The 18460-nt window shown below is 66.0% G+C and carries 15 protein-coding genes and 2 rRNA genes; all 17 read right to left on the reverse strand.

Translation table 11 applies throughout. The features are described from left to right. Position 1 precedes the first annotated feature (1 nt). Entirely contained in the window at positions 2-601 is a 600-nt protein-coding gene (locus IT361_18035; GenBank protein ID MCC6319576.1) for an OmpH family outer membrane protein, read from the reverse strand. Between the two features lie 12 nt (positions 602-613). Continuing rightward, entirely contained in the window at positions 614-3040 is a 2427-nt protein-coding gene (gene bamA, locus IT361_18040; protein MCC6319577.1) for an outer membrane protein assembly factor BamA, read from the reverse strand. An 82-nt stretch (positions 3041-3122) separates the two neighbouring features. Then, the gene (locus IT361_18045; GenBank protein MCC6319578.1) at positions 3123-5624 is read right to left on the reverse strand and encodes an ATP-dependent Clp protease ATP-binding subunit; all 2502 of its coding nucleotides are present in this window, start codon (positions 5622-5624) and stop codon (positions 3123-3125) included. Positions 5625-5652: 28 nt separating this feature from the next. Beyond that, the gene (locus tag IT361_18050; protein MCC6319579.1) at positions 5653-6735 is read right to left on the reverse strand and encodes a protein arginine kinase; all 1083 of its coding nucleotides are present in this window, start codon (positions 6733-6735) and stop codon (positions 5653-5655) included. Then, a complete protein-coding gene (locus IT361_18055; protein MCC6319580.1) occupies positions 6732-7181 on the reverse strand; it encodes a UvrB/UvrC motif-containing protein in 450 nt (149 codons plus the stop codon). The genes IT361_18050 and IT361_18055 overlap by 4 nt, the downstream gene beginning before the upstream one ends. Positions 7182-7216: 35 nt before the next feature. After that, positions 7217-7969 (reverse strand): ABC transporter ATP-binding protein, encoded by a 753-nt coding sequence (locus IT361_18060; protein ID MCC6319581.1) that lies wholly within the window; start codon positions 7967-7969, stop codon positions 7217-7219. A gap of 54 nt (positions 7970-8023) precedes the next feature. Further along, the gene (locus IT361_18065) at positions 8024-9277 is read right to left on the reverse strand and encodes an ABC transporter permease (protein ID MCC6319582.1); all 1254 of its coding nucleotides are present in this window, start codon (positions 9275-9277) and stop codon (positions 8024-8026) included. Between the two features lie 48 nt (positions 9278-9325). Next, positions 9326-10576, reverse strand: a complete 1251-nt coding sequence (locus IT361_18070; GenBank protein MCC6319583.1) for an ABC transporter permease — start codon at positions 10574-10576, stop codon at positions 9326-9328. Further along, positions 10573-12108, reverse strand: coding sequence for a lysine--tRNA ligase (gene lysS / locus IT361_18075; protein ID MCC6319584.1), 1536 nt, complete (start codon positions 12106-12108; stop codon positions 10573-10575). Before lysS ends, IT361_18070 begins: the two co-directional genes overlap by 4 nt. Next, on the reverse strand, positions 12105-13196 hold the full coding sequence (gene prfB, locus IT361_18080) for a peptide chain release factor 2 (protein MCC6319585.1): 1092 nt from the start codon (positions 13194-13196) through the stop codon (positions 12105-12107). Before prfB ends, lysS begins: the two co-directional genes overlap by 4 nt. Positions 13197-13343: 147 nt before the next feature. Beyond that, positions 13344-14276, reverse strand: coding sequence for a hypothetical protein (locus IT361_18085; GenBank protein ID MCC6319586.1), 933 nt, complete (start codon positions 14274-14276; stop codon positions 13344-13346). Positions 14277-14311: 35 nt separating this feature from the next. Further along, the gene (locus IT361_18090) at positions 14312-15307 is read right to left on the reverse strand and encodes a diguanylate cyclase (GenBank protein ID MCC6319587.1); all 996 of its coding nucleotides are present in this window, start codon (positions 15305-15307) and stop codon (positions 14312-14314) included. 457 nt (positions 15308-15764) lie between these two features. Continuing rightward, on the reverse strand, positions 15765-16697 hold the full coding sequence (locus IT361_18095) for a PorV/PorQ family protein (protein MCC6319588.1): 933 nt from the start codon (positions 16695-16697) through the stop codon (positions 15765-15767). Between the two features lie 40 nt (positions 16698-16737). Continuing rightward, complete coding sequence (locus tag IT361_18100; GenBank protein ID MCC6319589.1) at positions 16738-16902, reverse strand: Trm112 family protein; 165 nt, start codon at positions 16900-16902, stop codon at positions 16738-16740. Positions 16903-16910: 8 nt separating this feature from the next. Beyond that, a complete protein-coding gene (era, locus tag IT361_18105) occupies positions 16911-17783 on the reverse strand; it encodes a GTPase Era (GenBank protein MCC6319590.1) in 873 nt (290 codons plus the stop codon). A 64-nt stretch (positions 17784-17847) separates the two neighbouring features. After that, positions 17848-17964: ribosomal RNA gene (gene rrf, locus IT361_18110) — 5S ribosomal RNA — on the reverse strand. A gap of 94 nt (positions 17965-18058) precedes the next feature. Next, a 23S ribosomal RNA gene (locus IT361_18115) occupies positions 18059-18460 on the reverse strand; the annotation flags it as partial.

Consider the following 18460-nt stretch of genomic DNA (forward strand, 5'->3'; position numbering starts at 1 on the left):
GTCACGGCTTCTTGGTCACCCCTGCCGGCTGCGCCTTGGCGCCAAGCGGAAGCTTCGCGGCCGAGTCGGCGCGCGCCGCCACCGGGATCGGCTTCAGTCGCCCGACCACCTTCTCCGTGAGGTCCAGGTTCTTGTCAGCCGCGACGATGACGCCGGTTGCCGCCACATCGAAAATGAAGGTGTACCCCTCCTCTTTCCGCAGATCCTCGAGCGTCTCGCGAATCTGCGCCATCACCGGCTGCGACAGTTCCTGCTGCCGGACCTGCATGGCGTTGTCCATCTCTTCTGCGCGCTTGGCGTAGTCGGCCTGGCGGTCGGTGATCTGCTTTTCACGGGTCGTGCGCTGGGCTTCGGTGAGTCCGGCACGGACCTTCTCGTAGGCATCGGCCAGTGCACGCAGCGAATCCTGCCACACCTTCACGCGTGCCTGCATGTCTGCCGACTCCTTCTCGAGGGCGGCCTGGGCCGCGATTGCCCCCGGAGCCCGCTGCACGATGATGCGGGAATCGACGAAGGCGAACTTCTGCTGGGCCGAGAGCGGCGCCGCGGAGAGCGACAGACCGGCGACGGCGATCATGACGAACGAACGGGGAAGGAACATGGGGGCTCCGGTCTAGAACAGTTGTCCAAGTCTGAAATGCAGTTGCCACTTCGGCTTCTGACGCCCCTGTGCGTCGAGCCGGTCGAATCCATACGCATAGTCCAGCCCGAGCGGACCGAGCGGCGTCACGGTGGACGCGCTGATCCCCGCCCCACGGAACAACCGCGTCGGATCGAAGTCCCGCGGATGCCGCCACACGTTGCCGGCGTCGTAAAAGGCCGCCAGGTAGAGCGCCTGGTTGAGCCGCATACCGACTTCCGCCGTCGTGGTCATGAACGCCTTGCCGAACGACTGGCGCGAGGCGTTGAAGGTCGTCGTCCCGGTGATGTACCCGTCCGGTGAAATCGAGAACTCATCGTAACCGCGCAAGCGCTCGCCGAACTGCACGCCGCCCAGCGCGAACTCCTGCGAGAAGAAGAAGGGGCCCGAGTTCCCGAAGAGCATACCCGACTTGGTCGACAGCCCGGCCACGAACTTGATCGGCTGCGAGCCCGGTCGTCCACCACCGATCTGACCCAGCGGCGCAAAGACCGACGCATCCGCCGTATAACGCTGGAACGTGGAGGAGCCGCCGAGGACACCGCCGTTGAAGTTGGCGCCCAGCGAGTACTGGGCCCCCGCGGTCGGGAACGGAAGGTCGATGCGCGTATCATGTGAGAGCTGCGCGCCGAGGGTCGATCGGAACGATCCATTGCCAAATTCGCCTCGCACGTTGCCCAGCAAACCGCCCGTGCCAAACTGCACGTTCTCGGCGCCATACGACAGGAAGAGCCGGGTCCAGCGGGAGCCGGGGAACGGCAGGCCGATCTGCAGGTTCGCGCCCGTTCGGAGCGAACGACCCAGGTCCGCCACGTAATAGCGCGCCTGGGACCGGTAGAGCGACACCGTCCCCGAGATGAACGACTGCTTGATGCGGGGGTCCGAATACGTCAGCTGGAAGTCGTTGATGTAGCGGCCGAACTGCCACTGGAGCGAGCCGCGCTTGCACGAACCGAAGAGATTGGGCTGGTCGAGTCCGATGAACCCGCCGACGCCCGTGCCCTGCCCCATCGAGGCGCCAAAGTTGATGTTGCCGGTGCGCTTCTCCTTCACGCGGAAGATGATGTCCACGTCGCCCTGCTCATTGGCCGTGCGCGTGTCAGGTGGCGGGATCGGCGTCTCGAAGAACCCGAGGTTGCCGAGGCTCTGGTAGCTCCGGATCAGCGCATCCTGGTTGAACACCTGACCCGGAAGAATGACGAGCTGGTCGCGAATGCAGGGTTCCTGCGTGTAGTCGTTGCCGAAGATCTCGACCCGATTCACGATCGCCGGCGTGCGCTCCTCGACCTCCCACCGCAGGTCCACGTATCGTGTCGAGTCGTCGCCGACGCGGCGTTCGACCACCGGGCGCACGTTGGCGTAGATGTATCCGTCGGTCGCATACGCGCTCTGGATGCGCCCCTTCGCCTCCTCCCATCGCGTCGCGTCGAACACCCCCTGTGGCGTGGGCTTGCGGCGGCGGATGAAATCGGTCACGCGCGACATGACCGGGCGCGTCTCGTCGGCAAACGGATAAAAGCGGTTGATGTCTTCGCTCGAAAAATGCTTGTTGCCGTTGATGATGAAGTCACCGACCTGGTAGCGCGGTCCCTCGTCGACCTGGATCTGGACGAGCGCCTTGCCGCGCTCGCGGTCGATGATCAGCGTGTCCTTCTCGACGTGGAAGTCGATGAAGCCGCGACGGGCGTAAAGACCCGGCAACCGCTCGGAGAGGTCGCCCGCATACTTGTCATCGTCGAACTCGCCCTTGCGGAACCACCAGAACCCCTCGGGGCGGGTCTTGAGAGCGCCCACGATTTCCGCAGCTGAGAGGCTCCGGTTGCCCATGACCCGAATGCCGCTGATGGCGAGACGACGGCCCTCCTCCACACGGAAAGTCAGACGCACCGCGCCCTCACCCGCCGCGGCCGTATCGACCGCGACACGGGCCAGATAGTACCCATTCCGCTCATAGAGGGAGTCGATCCGGGCGACCACCGTGGCCACGGCCGCGGGGTCGAGCGGCTTCTGGTAGATCAGGTCCACCCGATCCTTGACGCTCCGGTTCGAGAGCCGGTCGACACCGACCACGTCCGCTTCGATCAGCATCGGGCGTTCCTTCACGTCGACGATCAGCACGGCCTTGTCGCGCGTATCGTCGAGGTCGCAGGACACCGCGACCTGCTCGAAGTTGCCGGACTCGTACAGCGCGCGGATCGAACGCTGCACGGACTTCGCGTTCAGCAGGGTTCCGGCGACCAGGCCGGCATCGGCCAGCACCGTGAGCTCCGGCACCCGCCGGTTCCCGCGAACGGCGATGGAGTCCGGTGTGGCACACCGACCCTGGGCCGCAACATCCTGCGCCGCGACCTGGCAGACCGGGGCGACCAGGGAGAGGAAGGCAATGAGCCGTCGCAACATAGCCAGAGAATATACACAAAGGGATCGGCCGGGTTCAGTGAGAACCCGGCCGATTCTTTGACACCCGACGCCCCTCGCCGGCTTACGCCCTGGGGACGGAATTCGGGACCTTGAAAGTCAGCTTCTGGCCGTCTTCCGAGACGTTGACGTCGATTTCGTCCCCCTTGGAGAACTCACCGACGAGAATCTTTTCAGACAGCGGATCCTCGATATAGCGCTGGATGGCGCGCTTGAGCGGCCTGGCGCCGTACTGCTCGTCGTACCCGTGCTTGACCAGGAACTCCTGGGCCGGCTCCGAGAGCTTGAGCGTCAGCTCCCCTTCGGCGAGCCGCTTGTGCACCTCGCCAAGCATGATGCCCACGATCTGGCCGATGTGCTCCTTCTGCAGCGGGTGGAAAACGATGACGTCGTCCAGCCGGTTGAGAAACTCCGGGTTGAACGTGTGCTGGAGCTCCTCCCGGACCTTCTCAGCCATCCGCTCGAACGACGCCTTGAAGTCCGGGGCACTGAAGCCGACGGCCTTGTTCTTGGTGATGTCCTTGGCGCCGACGTTCGACGTCATGATCACGACGGTGTTCTTGAAGTCGATCACGCGCCCGTAGTTGTCCGTCAGGTGACCCTCGTCGAGCACCTGCAGGAGGATGTTGAACACGTCCGGGTGCGCCTTCTCGATCTCGTCGAGCAGCACCACGCTGTAGGGCTTGCGCCGGACGGCCTTGGTGAGCGTGCCGGAGTCTTCGTAGCCGACGTATCCCGGGGGCGCACCGATGAGGCGGGACACGGAGAACTTCTCCATGTATTCGCTCATGTCGACCCGGATCAACGCCGACACGTCGGCGAACAGGAACTTCGCCAGTGAACGCGCGAGCTCTGTTTTCCCGACGCCGGTCGGTCCGCAGAAGATGAAAGATCCGATGGGGCGCTTGGGATCCTTCAGTCCCGCACGGCTCCGACGAATCGATCGCGCGATCGCTCGAATCGCCTCGTCCTGAGCGACCACCGACTGGTGCAACTCGTCTTCCATGCGCAGCAGACGTGCGCTCTCCGCCTCCTGCAGCCGCGTCACCGGGATGCCCGTCCAACGACTGACGATGAATGAGATCTCGTCTTCGCCGAGCGTGGGGCGATGCGACTGGCGCCGCTTCTCCCACTCTTCCTGCTTCTTGCGGATGTCTCCCTGGAGCTCGCGCTCGCGGTCGCGAAGCCCCGCCGCGCGCTCGAAGTTCTGGTCCCGAACCGCCGCTTCCTTCTCGGCGTTGACCTTGTCGAGTTCGTCCTTGAGCTGCGTGACTTCCGGCGGCGGCACCTGTGCGGCGAGGCGTGCGCGCGCGCCTGCCTCGTCGATCACGTCGATCGCCTTGTCGGGCAGGAAGCGGTCGGTGATGTAGCGCTCCGAAAGTTTGGCCGCCGCGACGAGTGTGTCGTCGGGCACGATCACGCGGTGGTGATCCTCGTACTTCTTGCGCAGCCCCTTCAGGATCTCGACCGTCTCCTCGATGGAGGGCGGCTCGACGATGACGGTCTGGAAGCGACGCTCGAGGGCGCCGTCCTTCTCGATGTACTTGCGATACTCGTTGAGCGTGGACGCACCCACACACTGCAACTCGCCGCGCGCGAGGGCCGGCTTGAGCATGTTGCTGGCGTCGATCGCGCCCTCGGCCGCGCCGGCGCCAACGAGCGTGTGCAGCTCGTCGATGAACAGGATGACGTTCTTGTTCTGGGCGATTTCGTTCATCACCGCCTTGAGGCGCTCCTCGAACTGGCCGCGGTACTTGGTCCCGGCGATGACCGCCGCCATGTCGAGTGACAGCACGCGGTGCTCACGGAGCGCATCGGGGCATTCGCCCGTGGCAATCAGCTGCGCCAACCCCTCGACGATCGCCGTCTTTCCGACTCCGGGCTCGCCGATCAGGACCGGATTGTTCTTCTTGCGACGCGTGAGGATCTCCATCACGCGCTCGATCTCCTTGGCGCGGCCGATCGTGGGATCGAGCTGCCCCTCGCCCGCGAGCATGGTCAGGTCGCGGCAGAAGTGGTCGAGCGCCGGTGTCTTGCTCTTCTTCTCGCCCTTGGCCGGCGCCGACTGGGCCGGCGGACTCGCTGGCGGGTTTGGCGTCGCGGTGCTCCCCTGCGCGGGCATCTCGGTGCCCAGCAGGCGCAGCGTCTCCGCCCGGGCCGCGTCGAGGTTCACGCCCGCGTCGGTCAGCACTTGTGCGGCGATGCCCTTCTCCTCGCGGAGCAGGCCGAGCAGCAGGTGCTCGGTGCCAACGTAGGAGTGCGACAACTCGCGCGCTTCGCTCATGGCCAGCTCCAGCACCTTCTTGGCGCGCGACGTGTAGGGCAGGTCGGGCGCTGTGGTCTGGCCGGCTTTGCCCTTCTTGACCGTGTCCTCGATCTTCTGCTGGATATCGTCGAGATCGACGCTGAGGTTCTGCAGGACGGCTGCCGCGACCCCTTCGCCCTCCCGGATCAATCCGAGGAGGATGTGCTCCGTGCCGACGTACTCGTGATGAAGCCGCTGCGCTTCTTCACGCGCCATCTGGAGAACCTTGCGAACCCGCTCGGTGAAGTTGTAGCCGTTCATGAATCCCTCGATGCGATCCCGTCGCCCGTCAGGCGGTGGGGTCCGTCTCCGCGTCCAGCGCCTGGCGCACGTAGCGTGCGCGGGCGACGCTGGCTTCGCTCTCGGTGAGCGTGCGCCCCTCGGCGTACGAAAGGTGCGCGCTCTGGCAGAAGATCAGGAGCTTGTTGAGCGTGTATACACTGAGCCCAGTGATCAGTTTCAGTCCAACGGCGAGGCGCACGCCACTGAGGTAGTTCATCGCCTCCTCGAACGAAAGGCTGCGCGCGAACCGCAACGTTCCGTACGCGCGCCACAACTTGTCCTCGATAATATACCCCGCATCCCGCCACAACACGCGCCGTGCCTCGTGCTCGCGCTGGATCACGTGTCGCACCACGCGCTGCAGGTGATCGACCAACTCATCCTCCGACCGACCCAACGTCGTCTGGTTGGAGATCTGGAAGAAGTTGCCCACCACTTCACTGCCCTCGCCGTACAGTCCCCGGTACGTCAGGCCCATCGCCTGAAGCCCGGACAGCACCTTGCCGATCTCCTTCGTCAGCACGAGCCCCGGCAGGTGAATCAACACCGAGGCCCGCATGCCCGTCCCCGTGTTCGTTGGACACGCCGTCAGGAACCCGAACTCGTCGTGATACGCATACGGGACCCGCGCGCCAAGTTCCCGGTCCAGCTGCAGCGCAGCCGCTACGGTCTCGTGAGGCGCCAGGCCCGACCGCACGGCCTGCAGCCGCACGTGGTCCTCTTCGTTGATCATCACGCCGAGTCCCTGGCTCACCACCACCGCCGCGCCGCCACGCACCCCGCCAGGCTCCAGCCCCGCCAGCTCCTTGCTCACCAGGTGACGCTCGTGCAGCAGGAGTCGATCGTTAGGCTCCAGTTCGTCGAGCCGCAGCAAGACCCCGTGTTTCAAGGACGCCACGTGCGGGTGTGCGTCACGGACGGCCTGCAAGACCCGCAGCCGCTCCCCCTCCCGTGACCGGCCGGAAAAGGCGATCCCTTCGAAGTTCCGGGCCAGCCGGATCCGCGTCGACAGCACCACGTCGGTGAACTCGCCGGAGCCCTCCAGCCAGCCGATCCCACCGTCAGGGATGAGCGACAGGTCCAGCATCACTCGAACGCCTTGATCTTGTCGCGGAGCGATGCCGCGATCTCGAAGTCCTCGCTCGCGATCGCACGTCGCAGCCGGTCCCGGAGCTCCCCGATCGTCGTCGCCCGCTCCATCAGTTCCGGCGCTGGCGGCACGTACTTCCGCCCCACGTGCTGCGAACTCCCATGCACGCGGCGCAACAGTTCGCGCAGGCTGGGCTCGAACGTCTGGTAGCAATGCGAACAGCCGAGTCGACCCGTCGCTCGAAAGTCCTTCAGCGTCATCGCGCAGAACGTGCACCGCACCGTCTCCGGCGCGTCCGCCGCCTGCTCCTGCACGGCGTGCAGGAACTCACCGAGCATGGTCTTCGGTGGATTTGCGACCGTCGTCTCGATGCCGCGCTCCGCCGCGCACTTGGCACACAGATGCTCCTGCTTCACCTCACCCTGAACCACCTTGGTGAGGTGCACACTGGCATCCAGGTCCCGGCAGACGTCACACAGCATCAGGTCACCATTCTCCCCACTTCAGTCTCGGCCAATACCCCATCCGCCAACACCAGGCACCGCCCGGCCCGCCCCGCCAGTGCGGCATTGTGCGTCACCACCACGAGCGCGATCTCCAGGTCACGCGCCAGCCTCGACAGCACCTCGTGCAATCGCTCGGCGTTTCCGTGATCCAGGTTGCCGGACGGCTCATCGGCCAGTAGCAGCGCGGGATCGGCCGCCAGGGCCCGCGCGACCGCGGTCCGCTGCTGCTCGCCGCCCGACAACTGTGACGGGCGGTGATGCTTGCGAGCGGTCAGTCCGACCCGGGCGAGCAGCTCCTCGGCTCGGCCCTTCGCCTCGGAGGTCTCCACGCCGGCGATCCGAAGTGGCATCATCACATTCTCGAGCGCCGAGAACTCGCGCAGCAGGTGGTGGAACTGGAAGACGAATCCAACCTTGCGGTTGCGAAGCGCCGCCAGCTCCTCGTCGGATCGCCCCTCGATCGACTCGCCGTCGATCACCACGTCGCCCCGGGTCGGCCGGTCCAGCGCGCCGAGGACGTGCAGCAGCGTGCTCTTTCCTGCACCGCTTGCCCCGACGATCGCGACCATTTCCCCGCGCTCAACCGTCAGGTCGACGCCATTGAGGATGTTCAGAACCCCGCCATCACCTCCACGGTAGGTCTTCACGATTCCCCGGGCACTCAGAACAGGCACTGTGGCTCCCGCGATAGCGACGCCGTCGTCTCGGTAGTTAGCGCGAACGACCATGCCGGCACAACTGGCCGACCGTCCCGACGGCTGACACGGCCACACCCCGCAGGCCTACTCATGTCGGATCGCCTCCACCGGGTAGAGGCGCGCCGCTGTGCGCGCCGGAGACAGCGTGGCGAGCGCCGCAATACCGATGCTCGCGAGGACGGTGAAGATCACGTCCGTGGGCTGGGTCGCGACCGGCAGGTGGTCGATGAAATAGATGGAAGGGTCCAGCTTCACGAGCTCGTATTTGCCGAGGACGGCAGAGACCACCAGCCCCAGCACCAGGCCCACGGACGTCCCCACCAGCCCGATGATGAGCCCCTGAGCGAAGAATACCTGACCAATAGATCGCGACGTCATGCCCATGGCGCGGAGGATGCCGATCTCACGCGTTTTGTCCGAGACAACCATCGTGAGGTTGCTGATGATCGTGAACGCCGCCACGAGCGCGATGAGCAGCAGGATCACGGTCATTCCGAGTTTCTGCAGCTTGAGGGCCTGGAACAGCGTCGAGTTCTGCTCCTGCCAGTCCACCGTTCGGTAGGGATATCCGAGCGTCTCGGCGAGCCTTCGTGCGACATCCGGCGCCACCCACCGATCGGTCGTGCTGACTTCGATCCCCGTGACGGCCGAATCGAGGCCGGCGACGGCCTGACCCGCGCTCAGCGCGACGAAAAGGTATGCGTTGTCATACTCATACATCCCCGTGCGAAAGAGGCCGGTCACCTCGAACTGCGCCTGGGACGGCACGACGGTCCCCGTTGCTGCGTTCACCGCGCCGCGACCGATGGTGAGCACGGTGAGGGTGTCGCCTAACGCCGCGCCGAGACGCTTGGCGAGCAGATCGCCCACCACCACACCGCTCCGTGTGCCATCACGCGCGCGGAACGAGAAATCCCCGCTGGTGGCCTGCTGTCGGATGGTCGTGGGATCCCGCCGCCCCGGTTCCGCCGCCTCGATGCCCGCGATGTACGCACCTTCTTTGGCACCGTGCCCGGCGGTGATCACGCCCGTGGTCAGCACGAACGGCGCCGCCGCGACGACCCCTCGCTCCGTGCGCACGCGACCGAGGAGTGAGCGCCACCCCTCGATCTTGAGATCCTCGCCGAAGGACAGCACGCGAACGTCGGGACTGCCGATGAGGATCTTTTCGCGCAGGTCGTGCTGGAGGCCGTTCATCACGCCCATGACCACGAGGAGCGCGCCGACACCGATCGCCACGCCGGCGATGGCGATGAGCGTGATGAACGACAGCATGGCGGAACCGCCACGCCCTCGCAGGTATCGCCAGGCAATCCCGAGTTCGAGTCGCCCGGTCATCGTCGCGGCGCTCCCTGCGGCTCCGAGGCCCGCCGCTTCGCGTGTGCGCTACTCGTGGCGAATGGCCTCAATGGGGAACAGGCGCGCTGCCTGGTGCGCCGGGTAGAGGGTGGCGATACCGGCGATCGCGATCGACGCGATGATGGTGAACGTCACGTCGCCGACTTCGGTGGCAACCGGCAGGTGATCGATGAAGTACACCGAGGGGTCGAGCCGGATCAGCTTGTAGGTGCCGAGCGCCGCGGATACGGCGAGGCCAAGCGTCAGGCCGATGGTGGTGCCGACGAGCCCGATGGTGAGGCCCTGCGCCAGGAAGATCCGACGCACCGAGCGCGCGGTCATCCCCATCGCCTTCAGGATCCCGATCTCGCGGGTCTTGTCCGTCACGACCATCGTGAGGTTGCTCACGATGTTGAACGCCGCGACGAGCACGATCAGCAGCAGGATCACGCCCATGCCCAGCTTCTCAAGCTTGAGCGCCTGGAACAGTGACGAGTTCTGCTCCTGCCAGTCGACGGTGCGATACGGATACCCCAGCGTTTCGGCGAGTCGCGGAGCGACCTCGGGCGCGGACCAGCGATCGGTGGTCCGGACCTCGATGCCGGTCACCGCCGAATCGAGGCCGGCCACCTGCTGCGCCGCTGCAAGGGACATGTAGAGGTACGCGTTGTCATATTCGTACATCCCGGTATCGAACACGCCCGTCACCTCGAACTGCGCCTGGACGGGCACGATGGTACCGAGCGCGGCGTTCACCTTGGCCCCACCGATCGTGAGGACGGTGACCGTGTCGCCGGCGAACGCATTCAGCTTCTGCGCGAGCAACCGCCCGAGGACCACGCCGTTGGTCGAGCCGTCCGAGGCCCGAAAGGTGAAGTCTCCCTGTGTGGCGTGCTTCCGAATGGCCGTCACGCCCTCCTTCCCCGGAGCGTCCGGTTCGATGCCGGCGATGTAGGCGCCTTCGCGGTAGTCATGCCCGGCGCTCACGACGCCCTGCGTGAGCACGTAGGGTGCAGCGGCCGCGACCCCGGCATCGCTGCGCACGCGGCGCACCACCGATCGCCAGTCGTTCACGCGGGGATCCTCGCCGTACGGCAGCACGCGCACGTCCGGCGAGCCGATCAGGATCTTCTCGCGAAGGTCGCGCTGCAGCCCGTTCATCACGCCCATCACGACGATCAGCGCACTCACGCCGACGATGACGCCGCCGATCGCAATGAGGCTGATGAACGACAGCAGCCGCGAACCGCGGCGGCTGCGCAGGTATCGCCACGCAATGCCAAGCTCCAGGCGACTCATTCCGGGCGCATCGTGGGAAAGAGGATCACGTCGCGGATGTTCTGGGCGCCCGAGAGGTACATGAACAACCGGTCCATGCCAATCCCCACACCGCCCATCGGTGGCATGCCGTACTCCATGGCGCGCAGATAGTCCTCGTCCACGCCCGTCGCCTCCTCATCGCCTGCTTCCCTGAGCCGCGCCTGCGCCTCGAACCGTCGTCGCTGATCGATCGGGTCGTTGAGCTCGCTGAAGGCGTTGGCGAGTTCCTTGCCTCTCGCGAACAGCTCGAAGCGCTCCGTGAGTCCCGGAACGCCGCGCTTGGGCTTTGCCAGCGGAGAGAGCTCCACCGGGTAGTCAACGACGAACGTGGGTGTGTCGATCTTCGACTCGACCAGCGCCTGGAACATCTCATCCAGCACCTTGGGGCGACTCAGCGTCTCCACCTTGTGCACGCCGATGCGCTCGGCACGCGCTCGCAGCGTCGCATCATCGAGCGTCATGATGTCTGCGCCCAGGGCCTGGTTCAGCGTCGGCACCCACTCGATGCGAGGGAACGGCGGCCGGAACTCCGGCACGGACACCAGGCTCTCGTCAGGCAGGAGCAGCCGTTCCTCGGGGCTCACGGCGCGCGCATCGAGCACCTGGCGCACCGCATCGGACGCTCGCACCAGCAGCTGCTCCACGCGGCCCATCATCACGGTGTAGTCGGCCCATGCCTCGTAGAACTCCAGCATCGTGAACTCGGGATTGTGCGTCCGGTCGATCCCCTCGTTCCTGAAGTCGTGGCCGATCTCGTACACGCGCTCCAGCCCCCCGACCACGAGTCGCTTGAGATAGAGCTCGTCGGCAATGCGCAGGTAGAGCGGCATGTCCAGCGCATTGTGGTGCGTCGTGAAGGGCCGAGCGGCCGCGCCGCCATACAGCGGCTGCAGGACCGGCGTCTCCACCTCGAGGTAGTCCCACTCGTCCATGCAGCGCCGGATCTCGGTGATCATGCGCGAACGGGCAATGAACCGGCGTCGCACGTCCGCGTGCACGGCCAGGTCGGCGTAGCGCTGGCGATAGCGCTGCTCGGGATCGCTGAAACCGGAGTGCCGCACCACCGCGCCATCGACGATCTCATCCTTCCCGAACGGCAGCGGACGCAGCGACTTTGCCAGCAGCGAGACCCTTTCCACCTTGACGGTCGTTTCTCCCGTGCGCGTGCGGAACATGGGTCCGCGTACGCCCACCAGATCGCCCATGTCGAGCAACTCGAGGAGGGACCACGCCGCGTCACCGAGGTCGTCGCGGCGGAAGTAGACCTGGATCCGCGACGTGGCATCCGCCACGTGGCCAAAGATCGTCTTGCCGTGCGGTCGCCAGGCCACGATGCGCCCGGCCACGGCAACCTCGGGCCCCTCGGCGGCGCCCTCGGGGAGCGAGCGGAGCGCGGACGCCGCGCTGTGCGTCACGTCATACGAATAGGCAAACGCCGGAATGCCGAGCTCATCGAGGCGCGCCAGCTTCTCGCGGCGCGCCCGCAGGACGAAGTTCAGGTCCTCGGTCATGCTCCCTCCCTGGTGCCGGCGCCGAACTGCTTGAGGTATGCCTCGATGAACTCGTCGAGGTCCCCGTCCATGATGCGCTGGACGTCCGGGATCTTGAGTTCCGTTCGATGATCGTTGACCATCGTGTACGGCTGGAACACGTAGCTGCGAATCTGGCTCCCGAACGAGACGTCGGACTTCGTCGCGTCGAGCTTCGCCTTGGCCGCCGCCTGCTTGTCCGCTTCGAGCTGATACAGCCGGTTCTTCAGCTGCTTCATGGCCGTTGCCTTGTTCTTGCCCTGCGATCGCTCCTGCTGGCAGGACACTACGATCCCGCTCGGGATGTGCGTCAGGCGTACCGCAGAACTCGTCTTGTTGACGTGCTGACCTCCGGCCCCGCTGGCGCGAAACACGTCCATCCGGATGTCTTCGTCGCGGATCTCGATGTTGATCTCCTCGTTCACCACGGGATAGATGAACACCGACGCGAAACTCGTGTGCCGGCGCGCATTCGAGTCAAACGGCGAAATGCGCACAAGGCGGTGCACGCCCGTTTCCGGCCGCAGGAATCCGTAGGCCGACTGGCCCTTCACCTCGAGCACCGCGCCCTTGATGCCCGCCTCCTCCCCCTCCGACCGATCGAGGATCTCGACCTGGTAGCCGTGTCGCTCCGCCCACCGGATGTACATCCGCTCGAGCATCTCGGCCCAGTCCTGCGCCTCCGTGCCCCCGGCGCCGGCCGCGATTTCGATCTGCGCGTCGCGCCAGTCGTCCTGGCCCCGCAGCAGGGACTTGAGCTCGAAGGCACGCAGGTCGACTTCGATCGCCGCGACCTCGGTGTCCAGCTCGGAAAGCATCGCGGCATCCGGCTCCGCGCTCAGCATCTCGTCGAGTTCGAGCGCGCTCCGCGTACGACCGCCGAGCGCGTCCACTGGCTCCACCCATCCCTTGAGCGTCTTCACGTCCTGGACCACCTGACGGGCGGCGTCCTGGTCATCCCAGAAGCCCGACTCGGTCATGCGGCCCTCGAGCGCCGTCAGGCGCTCGCGCTTGCTTCCGACGTCAAAGGTACCTCCGCAGCTCCTCGATCCGGGCCGAATAGTCGGCAAGGACTCGGGTGCGTTCTGTCTCGGCCATGGAATTTCGCGGCAGGGGGCGGACAACACGCGGGCCGCGCCCCCGAGGGAGCCACGGCCCGTCGACGATTCGTCGTGGTGTGCAACTTAGCACGCCACCGCGTGGCGGTGTACCCCGCCCTAGAAGAGCCGCTTGCCGCCGGCGAGCACTTCGTTCAGGGCGTCCTGAAAGTGCGCGGTGGCTTCGGCGAACTCGCGACCGACCTGCTCCACGTACTCCTCGTAGCTCTTCTTGATCTCATCGCGGAAGAGCTGCTTGAGCGTGCCGTCGCGCATTCCCTCGGCGTGCTTCTGCGGATGGTACGCCACCATGTCGGACACCAGCGCTCGCGCGAGGCGGCGTGCCTTCTGGTTCGGATCGTTGGCGAGGAACGGGTTGAGCGGCTTCCTGACTGGCGGGGCGCTCGGCGCACTCGCTGACGGCGTTCGCGACGCCGCCGAGGTGGTGGCGCCGATCACGGGCGGACCCGCCGGAGTTGGTGACGCGGGTCGTGTCCCCGGGGCCGCCGCCGGGTTGGCCGACGCGGTCGCGGCCTGTGGCGGAGCGAGGGGTGCTCCGAAGGCGGGTCCCGGGCTCACCGCCGACGTGAATACGGGCGTGGGCGGTCGAAGGCTCGACGCCGGGAATGACGGCGCGGCGTATTCGCTGGCCGGCGGCGCTGGCCGGCGAGGGGGTGCAAATGGCGGAACACGGGGAGCGGCCGCGGCAGACTCGGGCGAACCCGACGTCGAGGGCACGGGTCGTGCGGCCGAGGGTCCGGGCACCGCCCGCGGCGGCTCGAAGGGCAACGGGGTCGACCGCGTGGTGACACCTGTGGCAGCCTGAGGCTCGGCGGTCCGCGAGGCCATCCCCGTCGTGGCGACGCCCACCGGCGAAGCCGCCGCGACCTCGGTCCGTCGCCGAGGCTCGGTAGCGGCGCTCACCCGGGGTGGGGACAGCCGCCCATCCGGGAAGTCGTCGCCCCATGACAGATGTTCGCTCACGGAAATCACGGCGCCGCACGCAGCGCACCGCGCGCGCACGTTGGTTCCCACGACTTTCGCGGGGTCCACGCGGTAGACCGTCCGGCACTCCGGGCACGATACGTTCATTCGTCTACGATGCTGATGGCTCGCGGCGCGCGCGGCGGCGTCTTCTCGCCCACCTCGACACCGTCGGTACGACGATCCACGGAATACACCGACCCGTTCAGCGTCTTCGCATACCCCTTCATTTCCGTGGCCAGGTGGCTGACGCTCGCCGCCGTCGTGAACGTGCGTCGCTCATTGGTCACGACTCCGATGGACAACGTCATGAGTGGTACCCGATGCAATTGGCCACGGCGATCCTTCCCGAAGAAGTACCCGGCCCGCCGATCCTGCTCGGAATATTGATAGCCGATCAGCGTGTCGAAGACCGTGACGATCTCCCCGCAGGTTTCCGTGACGTACTCCGCGGGAATCACAAAGATAAAGTCGTCTCCGCCAATATGCCCGATGAACCCCTGCTCGCCGCAAACCCCCTTCACCACGTCGTGCAGCAACATCGAGAGCAGCCGGATCACCCGGTCGCCGTCGTAGTATGAGTACCGATCGTTGAACTCCTTGAAGTGGTCAAGGTCAGCGTAGCAGACCGCAAAGCGATCGCCGCGATCGATGCGCCGCTGCATCTCCTCCTCGATCGCCACGGTGCCAGGCAGGCGCGTCGAAGGATGCACGTACACGTCGCGATCCGAACGGCGGATCAGCAGGTCGAGCCGTCGCTGGAACTCTCGAGGCTCCAGGTCCCGGCGCAGCACCTCGTCCGCGCCGGCACGAAACGCCGCCTCGAAGGAACGCGAGGAGCCGTCAGTGAGCATCACCGCCGGTACGATGCCCGTGTACGAATCACTCTTGAGCCGCAGGAGCGCCAGGAAGCTGCGCTCGCCGTCGCGGTCATCGAACACGGCAAGGCGCGGTCGCCCACGCAGCGCGAGCGCCATCAGGTCGTCAGCGCTGCCAGCTGACGTGACGGGAATGCGTGCGCCCTCGAGCCACCCGAGCAGGATCCCGGGCGCCTCGCCATGGGCCCTGGCGAAGAGGACTGCAGGAGGGTGAGCGGACACGCGCGGCGGGTAAGGGCCATTCGGGGTCACGCTCCCCTTGGACCCTGCGTACGTCAAGTTGCAGTGGATCAAGCACTTGGCTGGCTGAGCAGAGTCCCCGTGTTGCCTGAGGTCCCAGCCCAATGACACGACGACCAGCCGGACCCGCGCGTGACAGCCACGAATTTGCCGCCTCTCTAAATTGCTTGCGACGCCAATCAACGACGCGAGTTGCGGACACTCCTTGGCGGCGTGATGGAAGCCCGATCCGGCCGAGTTCGAGGCAATCCTGCCGCCGGCGCACCTGCCACTGGTGCCTGGCACCCTGTGGGACTTCGCCCCGGATGGCATCAGCTTCATGTTGCTGGCGGCGATGACGATCCAATGCGATCCGGTGCAGGTGCCGCCTAACGTGAACGAGGCAGACCCTGGCTCACCGCAACCGTCCTCGGTCGACCGGATCGCTCGCTTCGGCAGCCTAGAAACGAACCCGGAGCGAAAGAAACGCCGGCGGCTGGCCCGCATCCGCGGAGAGGCCGGAGAAGTTCCGCGCGAAGTCGATCGAAAGTCGCCTCAGCGCAAAGCCAATGCCGAGCGATGCCCCGCCGGATTCCGTGGACCGTCGCTCGAGCACGTAACCGCCTCGCACGTACACGGCGTCGTCCCACACAAACTCCCCACCGATTCGCGGCAGCGGGTTGCTGACGTGAAGCTCGTCGAGCAGGTCCACCGCGAGCATGGCCCGCGCGTTCTCGGCGATCGCGTGCGGCAACGTGTACGATACCGATGCCCCTACCTGCACGCGAGACGGCAATTCGCTGGCGCGCAGGTCCTGCTCCCGGATCTTCACGCCGAGGTTGCGCACGGACGCGCCGAGGTGGAGCGGGAGTCTGGTGGGAATCTCGTACTGCACGCCGACGTCAAACGCCGTCGTCGACGAAAGCACCGTCGGCAGCGACGGGCATTCGCCACTGCAGTCGAAGCGGAACTGCACCAGCTTGTACGTGGCGCCCAGGCGAATCTCGCGGCCGATCCGAACCGCGTGCGTAACGCCCAACGACACGTTGCGTGGATAGAGCGATCCTGACGGCACGGAATCCGGACCCGTCGCTTCGCCGCCCCCGTAATCGAGCACGCGCGCCGCGAGTGCCGTGACACCAAACGGTGAGGCGCCGGCGATCACCAGGGCGTCGCTGGTGCCGATGATGCTCTGGGAGTGGTTGAGCGACGTCTCGATGCGCTTGACCGAGGCCAGGCCCGCGGGATTCCACCACACGGCATCCACGGTGCCGGACGCCGAGGCGGTGGCGTTTCCGAGTCCGGCGGCGCGGGCACCGACGGGCAGCAGGAGGAACAAGGCCGCATCCGCCGCGGGCGGTCGCTGCTGAGCGGCCGCGCGAATGACTGGCACGAGGACTGGCGCGGCGCCAACGACCGCCCACGTGACCAGCCTACGGAATCGGCCGCGCCTCATCGGTCAGCATGATCGGCAGTCCGTCCCGGACGGGGTACGCGAGACGGCACGCCCCGCATCGCAGCTCGGACTCGGCCTCGCGGTACTCCAGTTTGGCCTTGCAACGCGGGCACGCCAGGATTTCCAGCAGCAGGTCCGACACCTTCACGCTCACTCCTTGGGAAGGGTAAAGCCGAGCCGGGCGAGCGCGGCCACGTTGCGGCGCCAGTTGGGGACGACCTTGACCCAGAGATCAAGGTACACCGCCCCACCAACCAGGGGTTCCACCTTGCCGCGCGCGGCGCGGCCGATCTCCCTGATGCGGCTGCCGCCATGTCCAATGAGGATCCGCTTCTGGCTCTCGCGCTCCACAGAGAGCGTGGCGCGAATGTACACGGGGGTCCGATCCTCCCGGAACTCCTCGATCTCGCAGTGCACGGCATATGGCAGCTCTTCTTCGAGTTGCTCGAACGCGGCTTCGCGCACGGCTTCGGCGACAAAGAACCTGAGCGGCTGCGTGCTGGCGTCCTCGGGGTCGAAATGGAACGGCCCTTCGGGCGCGGCCGCCTGGATGCTGAGGAGCAGCTCGGCAACTCCATCTCCTCGTGCCGCCGAGATGAATGCCGCCTCGGGGAACGTCGTTTGGAGCTGACGACGGCGGTCCTCGCCGAGCTCATCGAGCTTGTTGACGGCGACGATCAGCGGCGCGCGGCGGCTGAGTCCGAGGTTGGCGAGCGTGTCCGGTCCTGGGGCATCGTCGCGCTGCCCGTCCACGAGAAAGAGCACGAGATCAGCGCCCTCAAGTGCTTCCAGTGCCTCACGTTTCATCGCGCGCTGCAGGTGATACTTTGGATCCAGCAGGCCGGGCGTGTCGGTGAAGATCAGCTGGACATCATCGGTCGAGTGAATCCCGACGACGCGCTGGCGACTGGACTGTGGCCTGGGGCTGACGATGGCGAACCGCTGCCCGATGAGTCGGTTAAACAGGGTGGACTTGCCGGCATTGGGTGCGCCGACGACGGCGACGAAGGCGCAGCGGGTCACGGGTGAAGCGGAAGTGGGGAGGAAAAAAAACGCGGGCCATCCGGAGGGATGGCCCGCGAAGGGGTGCCAGCGACGGCCTACTCTCCCGCGATCTCTCGATCGGAGTACCATCGGCGCTGCAGGGCTTAACTGCCGTGTTCGGAATGGGAACGGGTGTGGCCCCTGCGCTCTAGTCGCCAGCGAGTCGTGAAAAGGAACGACAAGCGGAAATGGAGTAGATCGGTGGTACTGGTTCTCAACACAGATCTTGCATGCTCTGCAGATGTTGCAAAGGGTGAGTCAAGCCTCACGGGCGATTAGGACCGCTGCGCTCGGAACGTGTTACCACGTGTCCACGTGCGGCCTATCGACGGGATCGTCTCTCCCGGCCCTTCAGGTGGCTCAAAGGCCACAGGGAATGTTCATCTTGGAGGGCATTTCCCACTTAGATGCTTTCAGCGGTTATTGCCACCGATCATCGCTACCCGGCGCTGCCCCTGGCGGGACAACCGGGACACGAGCGGATCGTCCGACTCGGTCCTCTCGTACTAAAGTCCGCTCTCCTCAACATTCCAACGCCCACGACGGATACAGACCGAACTGTCTCACGACGTTCTGAACCCAGCTCATGTGCCACTTTAACCGGCGAACAGCCGGACCCTTGGGACCTTCTCCAGCCCCAGGATGTGACAAGCCGA

The organism is Gemmatimonadaceae bacterium, from assembly GCA_020846935.1.
Taxonomy (GTDB): Bacteria; Gemmatimonadota; Gemmatimonadetes; order Gemmatimonadales; family Gemmatimonadaceae; genus RBC101.

Bases quoted from the DNA above. Each gene is read 5' to 3' on its own strand.
- IT361_18035 (MCC6319576.1), bottom strand. From the start codon at position 601: ATGTTCCTTCCCCGTTCGTTCGTCATGATCGCCGTCGCCGGTCTGTCG.
- bamA (MCC6319577.1), bottom strand. From the start codon at position 3,040: ATGTTGCGACGGCTCATTGCCTTCCTCTCCCTGGTCGCCCCGGTCTGC.
- IT361_18045 (MCC6319578.1), bottom strand. From the start codon at position 5,624: ATGAACGGCTACAACTTCACCGAGCGGGTTCGCAAGGTTCTCCAGATG.
- IT361_18060 (MCC6319581.1), bottom strand. From the start codon at position 7,969: ATGGTCGTTCGCGCTAACTACCGAGACGACGGCGTCGCTATCGCGGGA.
- IT361_18065 (MCC6319582.1), bottom strand. From the start codon at position 9,277: ATGACCGGGCGACTCGAACTCGGGATTGCCTGGCGATACCTGCGAGGG.
- IT361_18070 (MCC6319583.1), bottom strand. From the start codon at position 10,576: ATGAGTCGCCTGGAGCTTGGCATTGCGTGGCGATACCTGCGCAGCCGC.
- lysS (MCC6319584.1), bottom strand. From the start codon at position 12,108: ATGACCGAGGACCTGAACTTCGTCCTGCGGGCGCGCCGCGAGAAGCTG.